This window comes from Prauserella shujinwangii, from assembly GCF_003001955.1.
Lineage (GTDB): Bacteria > Actinomycetota > Actinomycetes > Mycobacteriales > Pseudonocardiaceae > Qaidamihabitans > Qaidamihabitans shujinwangii.
The window spans coordinates 1-15209 of sequence record NZ_PVNH01000013.1; the positions used below are offsets into that span (position 1 = coordinate 1).

The following is a 15209-nucleotide window of genomic DNA, read 5'->3' on the forward strand; positions in this document are numbered from 1 at the left end:
TGCCCGGCCTCGTGGTGACAGGTGACCAGCCGGTTCAGGTGGCGCTCGTCGGTGATACGGGTGCCCATCGAACAGCCCTCTCTGTGGTGACGGTGTGTAACGGATGGTGGGTAGGGGGTGCCGTCGCGGCTGGTGTGGGGAGGGAGCCGCGTCGGCTGGTGTGGGTGTGGTGTGTGCGGGGTGGCGAGGTGGGTGTGGCGGTGGTTCCCTCGGCTCCCTCAGCGGTTGTTGTGGCTGCTCATCGCGAGGGAGGAGTGGTGAGGGAGGGGGTGGGGGAAAACTCCCTCGGTGGCGGTGTCTCCCTCAGTCCTCGTCGTCGTGGTCGTCGGTGTCGGTGTCGTCGTTGTGGTTACGTTCGGTGAGTGCTTCGCGGATGCGGGCGGCGGAGACCTGCATCGCTCCTTCGGTCTTGTAGGGCGCGGCGTTGTGCTCGGCGAGGTAGGCGGTGAGTCGTTGCGGGGTCCAGTCCCGGTAGACGGCCGGGTTGCGCTCGGCGAGGTGTTGCAGCACCTCGCGGGTCTTCATGCGGGGTGCTTGGCCGAGCACGGCGGCGATGTCGGCCAGCGGGTCGGCCTCGGCCGCGTCGAGCAGCTTCGGCGTGGTGGCGGTGATCCCGGCCTGGTCCCGCAGCGCGAGGGCGCGCTCGACCACGGGGGTGATCTCGTCGAGGCCCTTCTCCTTGCGCACGTAGTGCGAGCGGATCAGGCCCGGGACCTTGGCGAACCCGGCGGCCATGGCGGTGCCGACGTCTTCCCCGGCGACCAGGGTGGTGGCGGAGTAGCCGCGCTTGTGCATGCCGGTGCCGAGGATGGCGTCGTTGCCCTGGTGGTCGTTGATGGCGAAGGCGACCCGGTGGGAGGCGGTCTTGGAGATGCCGCGCGGGAGGCTGTTGGCGTCGGCGTCCGGGGTGACCCACAGCAGCGTGATCCCGGTCTTGCGGGCCTTCTTGGTCACCTTCAGCGCCAGCTCCTTGGCCTCCTCGCCGTGCTGTTTGTGCGTGAACAGCTCGTGCACCTCGTCGAAGACCACGACGCGGGGGCGCATGCGCGGGTCGCGCTCGGCGATGTCGCGGGTGAGCTTGGCCTCCTCCCCGCCGAGTTCTTCGAGGATGCGGCCCCGCTCGGACACCTCGCCGACCAGGTTGCGCAGGGTGGCCATGGCGGCCTCGATGTGCTCCTCCTCGTCGCCCTTCACCAGCGTGCGCAGGCGCGGTTTCATGGGGTCGTAGTCGACGTTGTAGGCCAGCACGTGCACGTCGATATCGACCAGCGGGTCGAGCATCGCGCCGAGCAGCAGGCAGATGACCAGGGAGGACTTGCCGGAGCCCATGATCCCGGCGACCAGGTAGTTGCAGGCCATGAGCTTGCCGGTGATCTGCTCGCCCCGGGCGTCGACCGCGACCGGCACGCCGGTGAAGTAGTCCGTGGACCCTTCGTGCAGCAGCGGCCACGCGTCGACCGGGCCGGTGAGGATGCCCTGGTCGGCCACCCACAGGTCGAGCACCCCGGGCTGGTCCTTCGGTTCGGTGGGCCAGACCTCGATCGGTTTGCGCAGCAGGTTGTGCGCCAGCACGCCCTTGCGCTTGGCGATCTCCTCGACCGGCACCTGCCGGGGCAGCAGCAGTTGCGTGTGATAACCCCGACCGACCCGGGTGGTCGGCGACACCCAGCGCGGCTGCCAGCCCTCCTTGAACGCCCGTGTCAGCGGCCCGTAGCCCAGTTCCCGCAGCGCCGCGAGGATGGCGCCCTCGTCGGGGACGGTGTCCCGGCCCTCGGCGGGCGTGGCGCGGCTGGCCAGCCACGACGGCATCTCGGCGTGCTGCCGCCCCTGGAAGTACAGGTAGGCGATCCCGGCGGCGGTGCCGCCGAGCAGCAGGAACACCCCGTAGGTGACCACGAACCACACGACGAACGCGATCGCGTGGACCACCCCGCTGATCGGCGCCACCACATCGGCCAGCTCGCCGCTGTTGATGGCGAGGATGATGCCGAGCACCAGCAGCAGCCCGGCCATCCCCGCCGCGCCGATCGCGGCGGCTTTGATCCACTGCGCGGGGGCGCGTAGCCAGTCCATCACGCGGTCGTGGCGGCGCTGCTTCTCCGCCACGTCGGCTTCCTGCCAGTACCGCAGCTTCTCCTCATCACCGGCGGCTTCGGCCGCGCGCATCTGCCGCTCGTAGCGGCCCGCGCCGTGGGTGTCGCGCCAGCGGCGCCACGCCACCCCCACCCCAGCCACCGGGTAGGCCACCGCGTGCCGCAGCACCGCCCTGGTGCGCTCGTGCGTGGCCACCCGGCGGGTGAGGCGCCCGACGACGACCAGGTCGTGCTTGTAGCCCTGATAGCGGGCGATGGCCTGCGCCTTCTGACTGGTCAGCCGCTGGTACTCCTCGTCGGTGACCAGCTCGCCCTCGACCACCTCGGCCTCGACCGGCCGGGCCGAGTCGGTGGCGTCGTGGGTGGGCAGGTAGTGCACTCGCGCCAGCTCTTCCCCGGTGTGCTCGTTGTCGTGCTCGGTGGTCACTGGTCCTCCCCCGTGCGGTGTTCGTCGCGAAGCTGGCGGGCGCGCGCGGCGGAGCAGCGCAGCCCCTTACGGATCGACTCCGCCGAGGTCGGATCGACCCGACCGGCCTCGACCGCCGTCGCCAGCTCGGCGCGGAGCTGTTCCATCGACCGCGCCGGGGGCGGCTCGATCAGGCCCCGGTTGACCCTCGACTCTCGCTGGTCAGCGCCCCGGTCGAGGGTGGCGACACCACCCGAGTCGCCCCCCTCGTCGGTGGCGTGGTCGGCGTGGTCGATCGCCTCGGCGATCGTCGTGCCGGGCGTGGTCGGGTGGTCGGCGTCGAGCAGCGCGGCCAGTTCCCGGTCCAGCGCGTCCAGCTCGCCGTCGACAACCGGGTCGACGGGCAGGCCGGGCACGATCGCGGCCTGCAACTCCCGGCGGCGGCCGAGCTGGCGGCGGGCGAGGACGTAGCGGCCCGGCGCGTACACCAGCCGCGCGGTGCCGTCGGGGTCGATCTCGGCCACGGCCTGCCGCACCGCTGCCTTGCGCACCGCTGCGACCTTGCGCGCGGCCCGGCGGTCGATCCGGGCGGCGTCCCGCTCGGCGCGGGAGCGGCGGGCTCCGGCGGTGATGAGCTGATGCGCCAGCACCCCGGCCACCGACACCAGCCCCATCACCACCGCGATGTCCACACCGCCCGAGGGAGTGGTCAGGCCGTGCAGGAAGTTGAGCACGAACGCCACCCCGGCGAACAGCCACACCCCGAGCTGCAACGCCCACACCGGCCGCTGCGGGAACCTCGCCCGCGAGACCTGCACAGCCACCGCGAACGCCCACATACCCAGCTCCGAGAGCACCGGCAGCACGTAGCCGGTGGCGCCGCCGTAGGCGTCGTGGCCATAGGCGGCCATCGCCGGAACCGCCATCACCGCACTGACCAGCGCCAGCGGATAGATCAGCAGGTCCACCGCATGCGTCCCCGCCCACGCCCGCAGTCCCGCCAGCATCGCCCGGCGGCGCTGTGCCCGCTGCTGCTTCGCAGTTCGGCGGGCCTGTTCGCGGGCCTGCTCGTGGGCGTGGGCCTGCTCGGTCGCGGCCCGGTTCGCCTCACTCAGCGCGGCCAGCCGCACTGCTTCCGCCTCGGCGGCGGCGAGCCGGTCGGCGCGCTTCTGCTCCGCTTCCGCCGCGCGATCCTTGCGGCGCTCGTCTCGCCACGTGCTCATGCGCTCGCCCCCGTCCCGGTCGTGCCGTCACCGCCGTCGGTGCCGTTGGTGTCGTCGCTGGTCTGCTCGGCGGCCGCCAGGTGCCGCCGCTGCTCGGTCTCGGCGCGGATCGCGCGCTGCTGACGGGCGTGCCGGAACTCGTGCACACCCCACGCGGCACCGGCCAGCACCGACACGACGGCCAGCCACACGCTCACCGTCGCCGCGAGCAACAGCGGCACCCCGACCGCGACCAGCTCACCGACGTGCCAGCCGATCCAGGACACGACCCGATCCGTGCGGGTCGCCTGGCCCTCAAGCCGTGCGCGTTCCTGCTCAGTCATGCGGGCACCTCCCGGTCGAAGTAGTGGTTGATCGGCCCACGCGGTGGCTGACTGGCCTGCCGCGTGGCGTAGCCGTCGAGACGGCGCATGGCCACCTCCAGCACCCGTGCGGCGAGTACGAGGGGGATCCGTGCCAGGTGCAGCAGCAGGAACAGCACCACCGCACCTGCGAACCGCAGCAGCGCCGCTGTGCCGTAGCGGGCGAGAACGTCGAATGTGGACATCACGCACCCCCGAAGATCGCGGCCCAGCAAGGAAGGCAGTAGCCGTCCTTGGCTGCGTGCCGGGCACAGCCCTCGGTCGCGCACCCACCGGCCCCACGGCGCTGCGCCTGACTCCGCTCACGGCGGCGCTGACCGGCGCGCATGTTGTCCTCCAGGGCCTCGCGCGAAGCGGCCCAGTCCTGCTTGAACTGCTGAAACTTGTCGCGGATGCCCATCACGCCACCTCCAGCGCGTCCGTGGCGTCGGCGGCCTCGGCTTCGAAGCAGTCCCAGCACTGCCGGGTGGAGGTCGGCACGCAGTAGTCCTTCTCGCGCGCGCATTCGACACACACCCGCCGCGCCCGCAGCGCGAAGGCCAGCGCCCGCCGCTGAGCCGGGCTGGGTACCCGGCGCGGCGCGGCCCGCTCGGTGGAGAACAGCTCGGCCACCGTCTCCCGCGCATACGGGCGGTGATGCCGAAACACCAGCAACGCCACAGGGTCCTGCCCATTCGGCCGCAACCCGGCCGCCCGCAACTGGGTGCGGGTCAGCAGCGTCGCCGGGGCCTCGCCCCAGCCGAACACCGGCAGCCCGTCCCGGAAGCCCCGGCACAGCGCCACCACGTGCGTCCGGCCGTCGTGAATGGTGACCACCGACTGCCTGCGGTTGCGGGGGTTCACCGGCCCTCACCCCCGTTCGTGCCCGGGGCGTAGACGGCGGTGTCCAGCTTGTCCAGCACCAGCCGCACATACTCGGCAGAGCACTCGCCATCGAGGTAGGCACGCACCGCCGAGGACAAGTACCTGTAGGCGAACGCCGGATCAGCGGCCCGGTCCTTCCGCGTGCAGGTAACCGCGCCGCCGTCCCAGTACTCGTCGTGCCAGGGATCGGTGTGCTCGTCGCTGCCGCAAATGCCGCACGTGCTCGCAGGCTCGTACTGCCACCACGGGCGGGCATCCTCCGGGCTTACCATCGGTGTCCTTCCCTTCGATTCGTTACGCGAGTGGTTGGGGAGCCCGGTCCGGCGGCGTTCTTGGCGGGATGCGCCGGGCCGGGGTCAGAAACGGTCATGCGGCACATCGGCCCACCCCCAGCGCCTCGGCGCGCCGGTGCGCGGCCTCGGCCAGCTCGGCGGTGTCGCTGCCCTGCGAGGCCAGGTGCTCGAGCACAGTGGCCTTGCGCTCGTACCAGCGGGCCACCTGCTCCGGCGACGCATCCAGCGCCGGGCGCGAAAGGTGCAGCTGGCCCAGCTCGGCCAGCACGTTCAGCGCGGCCATCACGCGGCCTCGCTCTCCGCCACGACGGCCACATCGAGCCGAGCCGGAAGCGACCGCAGCGCCTCGCGCTCAGCCCGCCGCACCGAGCGCCACGCCCGGCGCTGATCGGTGAACTCGTGCGAGAGCCGCACCGACGCCGTGCGCTGCTCAGCAGCGATCTCCCGATCGACCTCCTCAATCAACCGCTCGATCTCATCCCGCTCCGCGTACCTCACGTCCACCTCCTGAGCAGCGCAAACGTCCACATCCACCGCCAGGTCCACCACTTCGCGGGCCTGACGGTCAGTGATCTGTCCGGTCTTCATCGAGGTCCTTTCTGTTCGTCTGACATGGTTTAACATAGGTCAGACTCGGTCAGTTTGTCGTTAGGCCATCCGCGTGAACTAGGTCAGGGTTGGTCAAGGGCGGTATGCTCGCCGCGTGGAAAGCAGGAGGACGGGCATGGCGCCCTTCGAGCGCGTCGCCGAGAACATCCGGCAGGCCATCCGGTCCGGGCGAATGAAGCCGGGGGAGAAGCTGCCGAGCAACCGCGAGTTGGCACGGCAGGAAGGTGTCTCCCTGGTCACCACGCAGAAGGCACTCGGGGTCTTGCAGGACGAGGGCTGGCTCGTCTCACGTGCCTCGGTCGGGGTGTACGTTAACGACACCCAGCCCCAAGAGGCGGCTCCCGAGACACTCGACGACCTCCGGCGCGGGTTCGCCGAGCTGCGAGCTACGGTCACCGCGTTGCAGGAGCGCATCGAGGGCATCGAGCAGCGCGCTAGGCAAGCTGACGGATGAACCCCGCGATGCCCTCGACGACCGTCTCGAACATCCCCAGCAGGCCCTTGGCGGCCTCGGCCGCCTCGCCCGGGTACTTCACGACGAACACAAGCAGTCCGAGCGTGACCAGCGTGCCGATGATCTTCGGCTTGGCGCTGGAGCCGGTCGGCATCGGAAGGACGTTCTTGTTCTTCGACATCGCTGCCTCCTCGGTGAGTGGTGGTTCCCGCTGGCATGGCTCAAGGAGACCGCGAATCGGCGGACGCTTACACCACGTTTGCCGACACGGCTGGAGACGTCTCGACCAGCCAAAACGTCCGGACAACGTCCCCGAAACGTCCCAGGTTGACAGCGATGGCGAATGATCGACTGCGCACCGCGATGATCGCGGCGGGTTTGACCGTGGAAGATGTGGCGGTCAAGGTCGGGGTCGACCCGAAGACGGTCGAGCGCTGGATCGGCAACGAGACCCGCAAGCCGCACCGCACCACGCGACAGGAGGTCGCCAAGCTCCTGCGCACCAAGGAAACCGACCTGTGGCCCGCGCCGGGCGCCGAACTACCTGCCAGCGCCAGCGAGACCGAACTCGTCTATCTGTACCCGGCGCGCTCGGCCATCCCCGGATCAACCTGGGAACGGTTCATCAACGGCGTACGAGAGCAGATGGACGTGCTGGTGTTCTCCGGCGCGTTCCTGGTCGAGCAGTACAACCTCATACCGATCATCCAGCGCAAGGTGGCCGAAGGCGTGCGATTCCGGCTCCTCGTCGGCGACGAGACGGCGCCTGCGGTGATCCAGCGTGCCGTCGACGAGGGCACCCCAGGGGGTCTGGAAGGCCGCATCCAGCTCATGCGCCGCTACCTCGCCGATGTGACCGGCCTCGACGGTGTCGAGGTCCGCACGCACGGCACCGTGCTCTACAACTCGCTCTACCGCTTTGACGACGACCTCCTGGTCAACGGCCACGCACACGGCGCGCTGGCCGGCCAGAACCCCGTCCTGCACCTCAAACGCCTGCCCACCGGGTCGATGTGGCAGCACTACATGCGCTCGTTCGACCGCGTGTGGGAGCAGGCGACCCCTGAACCCAGCTAGGAGCAGCGGACATGGCTCGTATCGACTACCTCGACGACCCCAACGCCCCGGCCGTCAACAGCGTCGTCCCCTCGGTCACCGTCGCCGTCCGCGACGACCGGGGCCGCCTTCTGCTCATCCACAAGGTCGACAACGACCTCTGGGCACTGCCCGGCGGCGGCCACGACCCCGGCGAGCGCATCACCGACACCGCCGTGCGCGAGGTCAAGGAAGAGACCGGCCTCGACATCGAGGTCACCGGCCTGGTCGGCACCTACACCAACCCCGGCCACGTCATGGCCTACGACGACGGCGAGGTCCGCCAGCAGTTCTCCTTGTGCTTCCACGGCCGCTGGGTCGGCGGCCAGCCGCGCGAGGACGGCACCGAGACCAAGGCCGCCCGCTGGGTCGACCCCGCCGAGCTGGACCACCTCAACATCCACCCCTCGATGCGCCTTCGCATCGACCACGCCCTCGACACCAGCCGCACCCAGCCCTACCTCGGCTGATCGCCCCGTAGCCGCGCCTCCGTGCGCTCCACGCACTCCCGCAGAATCGGCGCCGCCTTCACCCACGTCCGATGCACCGGGTGGTCAGGCGGGTAGCGCTCCAAAATCTCCGCGATACGCTCGTCATAGGTCAACCGCTCACCGCTGGGTCCGGTCGTCAGGTCGGCCGTGACCAGGGCGTCCATCACCGGGCCATTCTCAAACGGGAATTCAGCAAGCTCCTCCGACAAACCACGCTCGGCGGCTTCGAAGCGCGCGCCGGAATGGTGCGCTACGAGGCTGACAATGTGCGCTGGCCAGCCGTTGGCTCTCAGATAACGAGCACCATCGAGTGGATGGAAGCACGTATGCCCAATCTCTCGCGAATAGCCGATGTCATGTAGCCATGCAGCGGTTAGCAGTGTCGGCCTGCCCTCAACGCTTACTGCGGCTGAAATGTCGTTGGCTCGCCGCGCTACGGCTTGGACATGTTCCCATCGCCTGCCGAGTGGACCAACGAGGCGCCTAGCGAGGGCTGAAGCATCCTCAACCATTGTCACAGCTTTCCGCATCCCGTCTGCGGATGCTTCCGCACTATTCGGCACTTTGGCAGACAAGTTGAAGTCCCTCGTGCTCGGCGAAATCCGCGAAATCCCTTATGTTCAATGTCGCGAGCGGTAGCTCGTAGATGATGCTACATGCGGCGATCCAAGTATCGTTTTGGGGGCGTGGTCTGCCGCGTACCTTGGCATGTGCAGATATCTCGCCCCACACCTCCGCCACTTCTTTGCCGCCCGGTATGACTGGAACACTTTCAAGCCAGTGCAAAAGTGCCGCACGGTTTCGTGTTCCCCATTGGCGCATTACCGCCCATTGTGTGAGTTCACCAAAGGTGACGAACGTAATACAGACCGGCTTTCCGGCCAGCTCGGCGAGCAATCCTGATGGCAATTGGCCCTTGAAGGAGAGCGAAGCAACGTCGGTGTCGAGGACGACGTATTCCACGATCTACACCAGGTTGGCGTTGCGCTGGTCCCTCACGAACTTGAGAAACTCGGCTAGCTCCTCGTCGGTCTCAAAGACCTCGTCGCACACCAGGTCGTCGACGGTCTTCGGTTGCACACCCTGCGCTCTGGCCACCTCATCCACCGACAACGGTGCACCGTAGTGACCGGGGCGGCCTGAACGCTCTGCTCCGCCAGCAGTCATCATGCACCTCCACTGTTCCGGCCTAACGTGGCCAGTGTCGCACTTGTCTTGCGACATGTCGCTTTCCAGCGTGTCTAGTGTCCCACGCGGGGGACATCTGCGTGCTTGCGCTGCTGTGACCTCCAGGGATGGCTCTCTCAGACGGCCGCTGCCTGGCGACGAGCGACTTGGACGGTGTGGGTCTGGGGGAGGCCATTCATGGGCTGAGAGAGGCTCTGAGGGGTCGTATCTTGAGCCGGTCGCGGCAAGTGCGCGGCAAGAAGCACGGCCACGGCCATAAAAGTGCAGGTCAACACTGGTTTGGCCGGTGCTCTGTAAATCAGACGGCTCTGCCTTCGGGGGTTCGAATCCCTCACCCGCCACACCAGCCGGATCGGCCCCGTGACCAGCGGAAACAGGTCACGGGGCCGATCTTGTCTCATCCGGCCGCGTCCGGCCCGCTACGGCCGGTTGTCCCCTGGGCGTCCCAGCTCCGTGGGCCGCTCACCAGTCCTGCAGGGCACGCTCGACGCGCTCCCTCGCGGCGGCACAGCCGGAGCCCGCGGCACTTCGCCGTGCTGCCGGCCCGGCCGACCGCTGAGGTCGCATCCGCGCTGTTGCGCTACGGCTTGGGCGGCTTGGGCGTGTTTCCACCGGTTCCGGGTGGGCTGACGAAGCCGTTGGCCCACGGACGCAGCGTCAACATCGTTACAATGCCGCACTTCCCGTCTGCGGAGACTGCCGCGCTATTCGGTGCCTTGGCCAACAATGCGAAGCTCCTCGTGTTCGGCGAAGTCTGTGAAGTCCTTGATGTTCAATGTGGCGAGTGGGAGCTCGTAGATGATGCAGCAAGCCGCGATCCACGTGTCGTTCTGGGGGCGTGGCCTGCCACGCGCCTTGGAGTTCGCGAATATCCCCCCACACACTTCGGCCACTTCCTTGCTGCCTGGCAATACCGGGATGCCTTCGAGCCAATCGAGCAATACTGCTCGCTTCTGTACGCCCCATTGACGCATCACCGCCCATTGGCTGAGTTCGCCAAAAGTGACGTGATGCAGACCGGCCTTCCTGTCAGCTCCGCGAGCAGCCTGGGCGGCAACTGCTGTTTGAAAGACAGCGAAGCTGCGTCGGTGTCAAGGACGGCGTATCCCACGTCCTACACCAGATTGGCGTTGCGCTGGTCACGCACGAACTGGAGGAACTCGGCCAGTGCCTCTTCGCTCTCGAAGACCTCGTCGCAGGCCAGATCGTCAACGGTCTTCGGCTGCACACCCTGCGCTCTGGCCACCTCGTCCACCGACAACGGTGCACCGCGGTGGCCGGGGCGCTCTTGATGCTCCGCTCCGCCAGCCGTCATCACGCACCTCCAACGATCGGACTGCCGTGGCCAGTGTCGCACTGGTTTCGCACGATGTCGCCTTTCCGGCGTGTCCCACGTGAGCGGCATCTGCTCAGGTACGGCCACGACCTGCTGAGGCGACCACCCCAGGTGGCGTTACGCGGCCATGCGCGACATGGCCGGGGTTGAATCGCCCGCAGCGGGACGGTCGCACGTTGAGAGCGGCGCTGGGAAGCCGTCTCGGGGCAGTCCCGGCAGGTGCTTGGCAAGGTGCGGCCTCTGGGCCGTAACCATGCAGGTCGAAGCCCCCGAGCATGGCACTTGGGTTCGCTACGAATTCCTGGCCGGGTGGGCGGAAAAACCGCCGACCGGCGGAGCGGGAGTCGTTCCCTACGTATCCCGGCCCGGGATCGGTTCGACGCTGCTTCGCAGGTCAGCGGGTACTCACACGGCACGGGACAATGCTTTCCTGATGCGGCGCGGCACGGTGGCGTCCGCGTGCTCGCCGTATGCTGGCGCGACCTTCCACGACAGGAGACGGTGAATGACGGGGCCAGAGCACTATCGACACGCCGAGAACTACCTGGCCGAAGCCGCGGGCCTCACCGGTGAGCGTGCGCGTGAGCTGCGCGAGCTTGCTCTCGTGCACGCCACGCTGGCGCACGCCGCGGCTACCGCGATGGTCGGGGCCACCGCGATGGTCAGCGCCGGGATAGGCGACGACAAAGGTGGGATGCGGACGCTGGCCTCCGACCGGCAGGCCTGGAGAACTGTGGCGAGCGCGAGCGGCGACGGCTGACGCCGACCCGCGTCCCCCTTCGGGGTTCGCGTCCCGCGCCCGCCACACCAGCCGGACCGGCCCCGCGACCAGCGCAGAGAGGCCACGGGGCCGATCTCGTCCCACCCGCTCGGGACTGGCCGGTCGCGGTCGGGAATCGAGAAGCGGCGGCCACCGAGCGTGGTTAGCCTGAAGCGCCATGGACCTCAGGATTCACACGAGCTTCCTGCCGCACGATGACCCGGACGCGTCCCTCGCCTTCTGGCGGGACGTCCTCGGCTTCGAGGTTCGCAGCGACGTCGGGCAGGGCGAGATGCGCTGGATCACGGTCGGCCCGCCCGGCCAGCCCGCCACGTCCATCCTCCTCGGGCCGCCCGGCGCCGATCCCGGCATCACCGACGACGAGCGCCGCACCATCGCCGAGATGATGGCGAAGGGCACCTACGGCTGGATCCACCTGGCCACCGCCGACCTCGACGGCACGTTCGAGCGGGTGCGGGCACGCGGCGCGGAGGTCGCGCAGGAGCCGATCGAGCAGCCGTACGGGATCCGGGACTGCGCCTTCCGCGATCCCGCCGGAAACCTGATCCGCGTTCAGGAACTCCGCTGAGCGTCACCGCGCACCGGCAGGCCGATCGGTCAGGAATCGAGAAGTCCGGGCTCCCGGACCCTCACTAGCGTGACCGGTATGGCTTCCATCGAGTACGTGACGATCGAGGTGGCCGACACCGCGGCCGCCGACCGCTTCTATACCGCCGCCTTCGATCTCGGGGCCCGGGTGCGCTTGCGGGAGGCGGAGGCACCGACGACCGGTTTCCGCGGGTGCACGCTGTCGCTCGTCGTGTCGCGGCCGGCCACCGTCAACAGCCTCGTCGACGCCGCGCTCGCCGCGGGCGCCACGGCGCTGAAGCCGGCCGCGAAGTCGCTCTGGGGCTACGGCGGCGTCGTACAGGCCCCGGACGGGACCATCTGGTCGATCGCGTCCTCGGCGAAGAAGGACACCGGCCCCGCCACCCGGCGGATCGACGAGATCGTGCTCCAGCTGGGTGTCGCGGACGTGGCCGCGAGCAAGCGGTTCTACGTCGACCGCGGTTTCACCGTGGCGAAGAGCTTCGGCCGCAGGTACGTCGAGTTCGACACCGGCCCGGTGAAGCTGACCCTCAACCGGCGCCGCGCCCTCGCCAAGGTCGCCGGTGTCTCCGCCGACGGCACGGGATCACACCGGCTCGGCATCGCCAGCGATGCCGGGCCCTTCACCGACCCGGACGGGTTCGGCTGGGAGGCCGCGTCCCGGTGAGCCGCAGCGGCGCGGACCGGCCCTCACCCGCGGACGTGCCGGCTCGTGTCGCCCAGAAGGTCCGGTAGCACCTCCGCCGTCTTCCACCACCACCGTCCGTCCACACGCTCGAACGTCCCGTTGAATCGCGTGTAGATGATCGGTTGCAGCGGGAAATCCGGTAGCGCCTGCCAGATGCTGGCGTAGCTGGAGAAAACAGCGGTTCCCGCGTCGTCGTCGACGTCGATCACGACGTTCGACAACTGGTGCTTGGTGTGTGTTTTCCCGTCGTACCGGATGACGTGGTCTTCGAACCAGCGGCGGGCCGGTTCCGGCCCGGGCGCCTCCGCGAACGGCCACGTCCCGTGTTCCCAGAGCCGCGCGACCGCGTCGAGGTCGCCGTTGTCGATGGCGTCGCAGTACGCGCAGAGGGTGCGCCAGATCTGCTTCTCCGAAGCATAGGAAGGCCGCCCGTGGACCTGTGGCACGTCGATCGGGCTCATCCGTTCTCCCTTCTCCGCCCCGGTGTCCAGCGTGACACCGACCGCTCCTCTGCCGGTACCGGACTCGTCGCCGACGGAGGTCGTTTCGTGCCGTGGACCACGCTCCGTCCCGCCGGGGAGACGGCACGCCTGTTGTGGCGATTCGGCCGCCGGTACGCGGTCGTCCTGCGGGTCGCGACGCTGCCCCCGGTCGCCGCGCCGGAGCGCCTGGTGGGCACGCTGGCGGCCGACGTGTCGGGTGTTCACCGGACAACACCGGAGCCGGCGCCCTTCTAGGGTGAGAAGCGCCGGTATTCGCAGGGGAGGAAGCCCGGCTTGGGAGGCGGCTGCCGACGATCACTGGGGGCCGCCCGGCCTTCTTTGATCACATGTCCACCGGGGGTGGGTCGATGAGGATTCGCAAACTGTTCGCCGCTGCCGCGACGGCGGCACTCGCGGCGACCGTGTTCGCCGCGCCGGCCGAGGCGGCGACGAGGTTCTACTTCTTCCAGTTCAACATGGCGGGCAACACGATGAACGAGGGCGGCGTCGGTGTCGCCAAGGCCGTGGTGGCTTCGGTGAAGGACAGCAAGCGGTGGCCGTACATCGTGACGCTGAACGAGGTCTGCCTGAACCAGCACAACTACATCAGGACCCGGCTGGACGACCACGGCTATGTCGGCACGTGGGGCCCGACCGGGCCGAAGTGTAAGAACGGCGCCGCCTACGGCAACGCGATCTTCGTCAAGTCCGGGCGCACGATCCTCGGCAACTTCGCGCTGCCCAATCCGAACAACACCGAGCAGCGGAAGATCCTCTGCGTCAGGTCGAACCGGTACGACAAGTGGGTCGCCTGCGTGACCCACATCTCGCACAAGTCGGCGGACCAGAAGACGCAAATCAACGCGGTCGCCACCAGGGTCGATTCCTACCGGAACGGCGGCAACCGGGTCGTCGTCGGCGGCGACTTCAACGTCACGCCGAACAGTCCCTGGATCGATCCGATGTACGCCTCCTGTTACCCCGGGGGCAAGGGCAGGTTCTACGAGACGGATCGCGCGAAGTGCGACGGCCGGGGCGGGGAGGGCACGCACAGCAAGGGCAAGATCGATTACCTCTTCTACTCGTCCCACTTCTACAGCTTCTGGGGCGACGCGACGAGCTCGAACTACTCCGACCACGATCCGCTGTGGGGCCGGGCCTACCTCGCGAATCCCTGATGACCTTCGCCGCGCAGGAGAGACGGAACAGTGCCGGACAACGAGAGGGGAACCATGCGCCGGTATCTCGCGGCAGCCGCCGCCTCCGCCGCACTGGTGGCGGGAATCGGCATCACCACCGCGGGAAGTGCGGCCGCTGACTCCGTGGGCTGGTGCAACGGCTCGACGAGGGTCAGTGTCGGCAGTCAGTTCATCGTGCAGCCGTATCACAGGGGCACGGGGAGAGTGGACTGCACGCTCGCCCGAGGAGCATCCGGCAGTGCGGTGAGCGCGCTGCAGCGGGCATTGCGGCAGTGCAACTACGCCGGTGGTCTGCGTGTGGACGGCGACTTCGGGCCGCGCACCGAGGAAGCGCTGAAGTACGCCCAGTTCCGGCGAGGCGTCGTATCGGACGGGATCTACGGCCCGAACACCCGGGTCGCGCTGCGCTGGCCGTCCTACTATCGCAGCGGAACGGCGACGGGTGACTGCGTGCGTTCTCCGTCCGGTGTCAGGCCCTGACCGCCGGAACGGCCCACGTGGGCTGGATCGCAGTCGGTACTCCGCCGATGTCCAAAGGTATCGATACGCCAACGGTCGAGGCAGCCTGCCCGGCACCGGGCCGGCTGCTGCGACCATTCCCGGCGACGAGTGTCACGACGGTGCCATGGCGGGCAGAGAACCGAGGAGGCCGCTCGGTTCGCTCGCCTTGGCGACCGTGGGCATGTGGTTCATCGGCGCGATCGTGACGTCGAAGGTGGTGGTGCTGGGGGGCGGTATCCGGGTGGACAACTGGTTCACCCGGTACTGGATTCCGTGGTCGGCGGTGGCGGAGATCGAGGTGGATCCCGCGGTGGCGGTGGTGTTGCGGGACGAGACCGTGGTGCCGTTGGGGGTGGGTGGCGCCTCGGTGCTGAACGCGTTGCGGGGCAACCGGTATCAGCGGCGGGTGCGGGAGCGGATCGAGGCGGCCAGGGCGGCGGCGCCGGTGGCGAGTCCCGCGGACTCCGTGATGACGAGGTCGTGGCGGCTGCTGCTGTGGGCGGCGGTGTACTTCGGCCTCGCCAGCCCGCACCTGATCGCGGGCTGAGAACCCGCG

Annotated in this window: 25 protein-coding genes and 1 pseudogene; 10 read left to right on the top strand and 16 right to left on the bottom strand. The window is 68.8% G+C overall.

Features of this window, described 5'->3' with window-relative positions:
• Nucleotides 1–303: 303 nt before the first annotated feature.
• From B0I33_RS26805 to B0I33_RS26845, 9 genes are all read right to left on the bottom strand, one after another.
• The gene (locus B0I33_RS26805; RefSeq protein ID WP_106181749.1) at nt 304–2520 is read right to left on the bottom strand and encodes an FtsK/SpoIIIE domain-containing protein; all 2217 of its coding nucleotides are present in this window, start codon (nt 2518–2520) and stop codon (nt 304–306) included.
• Nucleotides 2517–3722: an ATP synthase subunit B family protein gene (locus tag B0I33_RS26810; protein WP_106181751.1), complete on the bottom strand. Its 1206-nt coding sequence runs from the start codon at nt 3720–3722 to the stop codon at nt 2517–2519. Before B0I33_RS26810 ends, B0I33_RS26805 begins: the two co-directional genes overlap by 4 nt.
• On the bottom strand, nt 3719–4045 hold the full coding sequence (locus tag B0I33_RS26815; protein ID WP_106181753.1) for a hypothetical protein: 327 nt from the start codon (nt 4043–4045) through the stop codon (nt 3719–3721). Before B0I33_RS26815 ends, B0I33_RS26810 begins: the two co-directional genes overlap by 4 nt.
• Nucleotides 4042–4269 carry a hypothetical protein gene (locus B0I33_RS26820; protein WP_106180830.1) on the bottom strand — a complete coding sequence of 76 codons (228 nt, stop codon included), beginning with the start codon at nt 4267–4269 and terminating at the stop codon, nt 4042–4044. Before B0I33_RS26820 ends, B0I33_RS26815 begins: the two co-directional genes overlap by 4 nt.
• Nucleotides 4269–4484, bottom strand: coding sequence for a hypothetical protein (locus B0I33_RS26825; protein ID WP_106181755.1), 216 nt, complete (start codon nt 4482–4484; stop codon nt 4269–4271). Before B0I33_RS26825 ends, B0I33_RS26820 begins: the two co-directional genes overlap by 1 nt.
• A complete protein-coding gene (locus tag B0I33_RS26830) occupies nt 4484–4927 on the bottom strand; it encodes an RRQRL motif-containing zinc-binding protein (protein WP_106181757.1) in 444 nt (147 codons plus the stop codon). Before B0I33_RS26830 ends, B0I33_RS26825 begins: the two co-directional genes overlap by 1 nt.
• Nucleotides 4924–5220: a hypothetical protein gene (locus B0I33_RS26835; RefSeq protein ID WP_106181759.1), complete on the bottom strand. Its 297-nt coding sequence runs from the start codon at nt 5218–5220 to the stop codon at nt 4924–4926. The genes B0I33_RS26830 and B0I33_RS26835 overlap by 4 nt, the downstream gene beginning before the upstream one ends.
• A 94-nt stretch (nt 5221–5314) precedes the next feature.
• A complete protein-coding gene (locus B0I33_RS26840) occupies nt 5315–5524 on the bottom strand; it encodes a hypothetical protein (protein ID WP_219927274.1) in 210 nt (69 codons plus the stop codon).
• A complete protein-coding gene (locus B0I33_RS26845; RefSeq protein WP_106181761.1) occupies nt 5524–5829 on the bottom strand; it encodes a hypothetical protein in 306 nt (101 codons plus the stop codon). Before B0I33_RS26845 ends, B0I33_RS26840 begins: the two co-directional genes overlap by 1 nt.
• Nucleotides 5830–5944: 115 nt before the next feature.
• On the opposite strand from B0I33_RS26845, the gene B0I33_RS26850 reads away from it, so the two are divergent.
• Nucleotides 5945–6304, top strand: coding sequence for a GntR family transcriptional regulator (locus B0I33_RS26850; RefSeq protein WP_245901114.1), 360 nt, complete (start codon nt 5945–5947; stop codon nt 6302–6304).
• Here the strand turns inward: B0I33_RS26850 and B0I33_RS26855 are convergent.
• On the bottom strand, nt 6285–6485 hold the full coding sequence (locus B0I33_RS26855) for a hypothetical protein (RefSeq protein WP_106181765.1): 201 nt from the start codon (nt 6483–6485) through the stop codon (nt 6285–6287). The genes B0I33_RS26850 and B0I33_RS26855 overlap by 20 nt on opposite strands.
• 155 nt (nt 6486–6640) lie before the next feature.
• Between B0I33_RS26855 and B0I33_RS26860 the strand changes: the two genes are divergently transcribed.
• Together B0I33_RS26860 and B0I33_RS26865 are read left to right on the top strand one after the other, a co-directional pair.
• The gene (locus B0I33_RS26860) at nt 6641–7381 is read left to right on the top strand and encodes a helix-turn-helix domain-containing protein (RefSeq protein ID WP_106181767.1); all 741 of its coding nucleotides are present in this window, start codon (nt 6641–6643) and stop codon (nt 7379–7381) included.
• A gap of 11 nt (nt 7382–7392) precedes the next feature.
• On the top strand, nt 7393–7869 hold the full coding sequence (locus tag B0I33_RS26865; protein WP_106181768.1) for an NUDIX hydrolase: 477 nt from the start codon (nt 7393–7395) through the stop codon (nt 7867–7869).
• Here the strand turns inward: B0I33_RS26865 and B0I33_RS30595 are convergent.
• The 5 genes and pseudogenes from B0I33_RS30595 to B0I33_RS30090 form a co-directional block, all read right to left on the bottom strand.
• Nucleotides 7857–8057 carry a hypothetical protein gene (locus B0I33_RS30595; RefSeq protein WP_245901116.1) on the bottom strand — a complete coding sequence of 67 codons (201 nt, stop codon included), beginning with the start codon at nt 8055–8057 and terminating at the stop codon, nt 7857–7859. The genes B0I33_RS26865 and B0I33_RS30595 overlap by 13 nt on opposite strands.
• Before the next feature lie 114 nt (nt 8058–8171).
• Nucleotides 8172–8420, bottom strand: a pseudogene (locus tag B0I33_RS30830) (phosphohydrolase); the annotation flags it as partial.
• A 22-nt stretch (nt 8421–8442) separates the two neighbouring features.
• On the bottom strand, nt 8443–8853 hold the full coding sequence (locus B0I33_RS26875; protein WP_106181772.1) for a type II toxin-antitoxin system VapC family toxin: 411 nt from the start codon (nt 8851–8853) through the stop codon (nt 8443–8445).
• Nucleotides 8854–8856: 3 nt separating this feature from the next.
• Nucleotides 8857–9003 carry a hypothetical protein gene (locus tag B0I33_RS30085; RefSeq protein ID WP_181193465.1) on the bottom strand — a complete coding sequence of 49 codons (147 nt, stop codon included), beginning with the start codon at nt 9001–9003 and terminating at the stop codon, nt 8857–8859.
• 1189 nt (nt 9004–10192) lie between these two features.
• A complete protein-coding gene (locus B0I33_RS30090) occupies nt 10193–10333 on the bottom strand; it encodes a hypothetical protein (RefSeq protein ID WP_181193479.1) in 141 nt (46 codons plus the stop codon).
• A gap of 586 nt (nt 10334–10919) precedes the next feature.
• Between B0I33_RS30090 and B0I33_RS26890 the strand changes: the two genes are divergently transcribed.
• The 3 genes from B0I33_RS26890 to B0I33_RS26900 all read left to right on the top strand — a co-directional run bounded on the left by B0I33_RS26890 (nt 10920) and on the right by B0I33_RS26900 (nt 12450).
• The gene (locus B0I33_RS26890; protein WP_106181776.1) at nt 10920–11174 is read left to right on the top strand and encodes a hypothetical protein; all 255 of its coding nucleotides are present in this window, start codon (nt 10920–10922) and stop codon (nt 11172–11174) included.
• Nucleotides 11175–11352: 178 nt separating this feature from the next.
• The gene (locus tag B0I33_RS26895) at nt 11353–11763 is read left to right on the top strand and encodes a VOC family protein (protein WP_106181777.1); all 411 of its coding nucleotides are present in this window, start codon (nt 11353–11355) and stop codon (nt 11761–11763) included.
• Between the two features lie 78 nt (nt 11764–11841).
• Nucleotides 11842–12450, top strand: a complete 609-nt coding sequence (locus B0I33_RS26900; RefSeq protein ID WP_106181779.1) for a VOC family protein — start codon at nt 11842–11844, stop codon at nt 12448–12450.
• Nucleotides 12451–12473: 23 nt separating this feature from the next.
• Here B0I33_RS26900 and B0I33_RS26905 read toward each other — a convergent pair whose 3' ends face one another.
• Entirely contained in the window at nt 12474–12932 is a 459-nt protein-coding gene (locus B0I33_RS26905; RefSeq protein WP_106181781.1) for a nuclear transport factor 2 family protein, read from the bottom strand.
• A gap of 87 nt (nt 12933–13019) precedes the next feature.
• Here B0I33_RS26905 and B0I33_RS26910 point away from each other — a divergent pair, with 87 nt between their 5' ends.
• The 4 genes from B0I33_RS26910 to B0I33_RS26925 all read left to right on the top strand — a co-directional run bounded on the left by B0I33_RS26910 (nt 13020) and on the right by B0I33_RS26925 (nt 15200).
• Complete coding sequence (locus B0I33_RS26910) at nt 13020–13208, top strand: hypothetical protein (protein ID WP_106181782.1); 189 nt, start codon at nt 13020–13022, stop codon at nt 13206–13208.
• Nucleotides 13209–13321: 113 nt separating this feature from the next.
• Entirely contained in the window at nt 13322–14131 is an 810-nt protein-coding gene (locus B0I33_RS26915; protein WP_181193466.1) for an endonuclease/exonuclease/phosphatase family protein, read from the top strand.
• A 30-nt stretch (nt 14132–14161) separates the two neighbouring features.
• Nucleotides 14162–14632 (top strand): peptidoglycan-binding domain-containing protein, encoded by a 471-nt coding sequence (locus tag B0I33_RS26920; protein ID WP_146147567.1) that lies wholly within the window; start codon nt 14162–14164, stop codon nt 14630–14632.
• Nucleotides 14633–14777: 145 nt separating this feature from the next.
• Nucleotides 14778–15200, top strand: a complete 423-nt coding sequence (locus B0I33_RS26925; protein WP_146147568.1) for a PH domain-containing protein — start codon at nt 14778–14780, stop codon at nt 15198–15200.
• Nucleotides 15201–15209 lie beyond the last annotated feature (9 nt).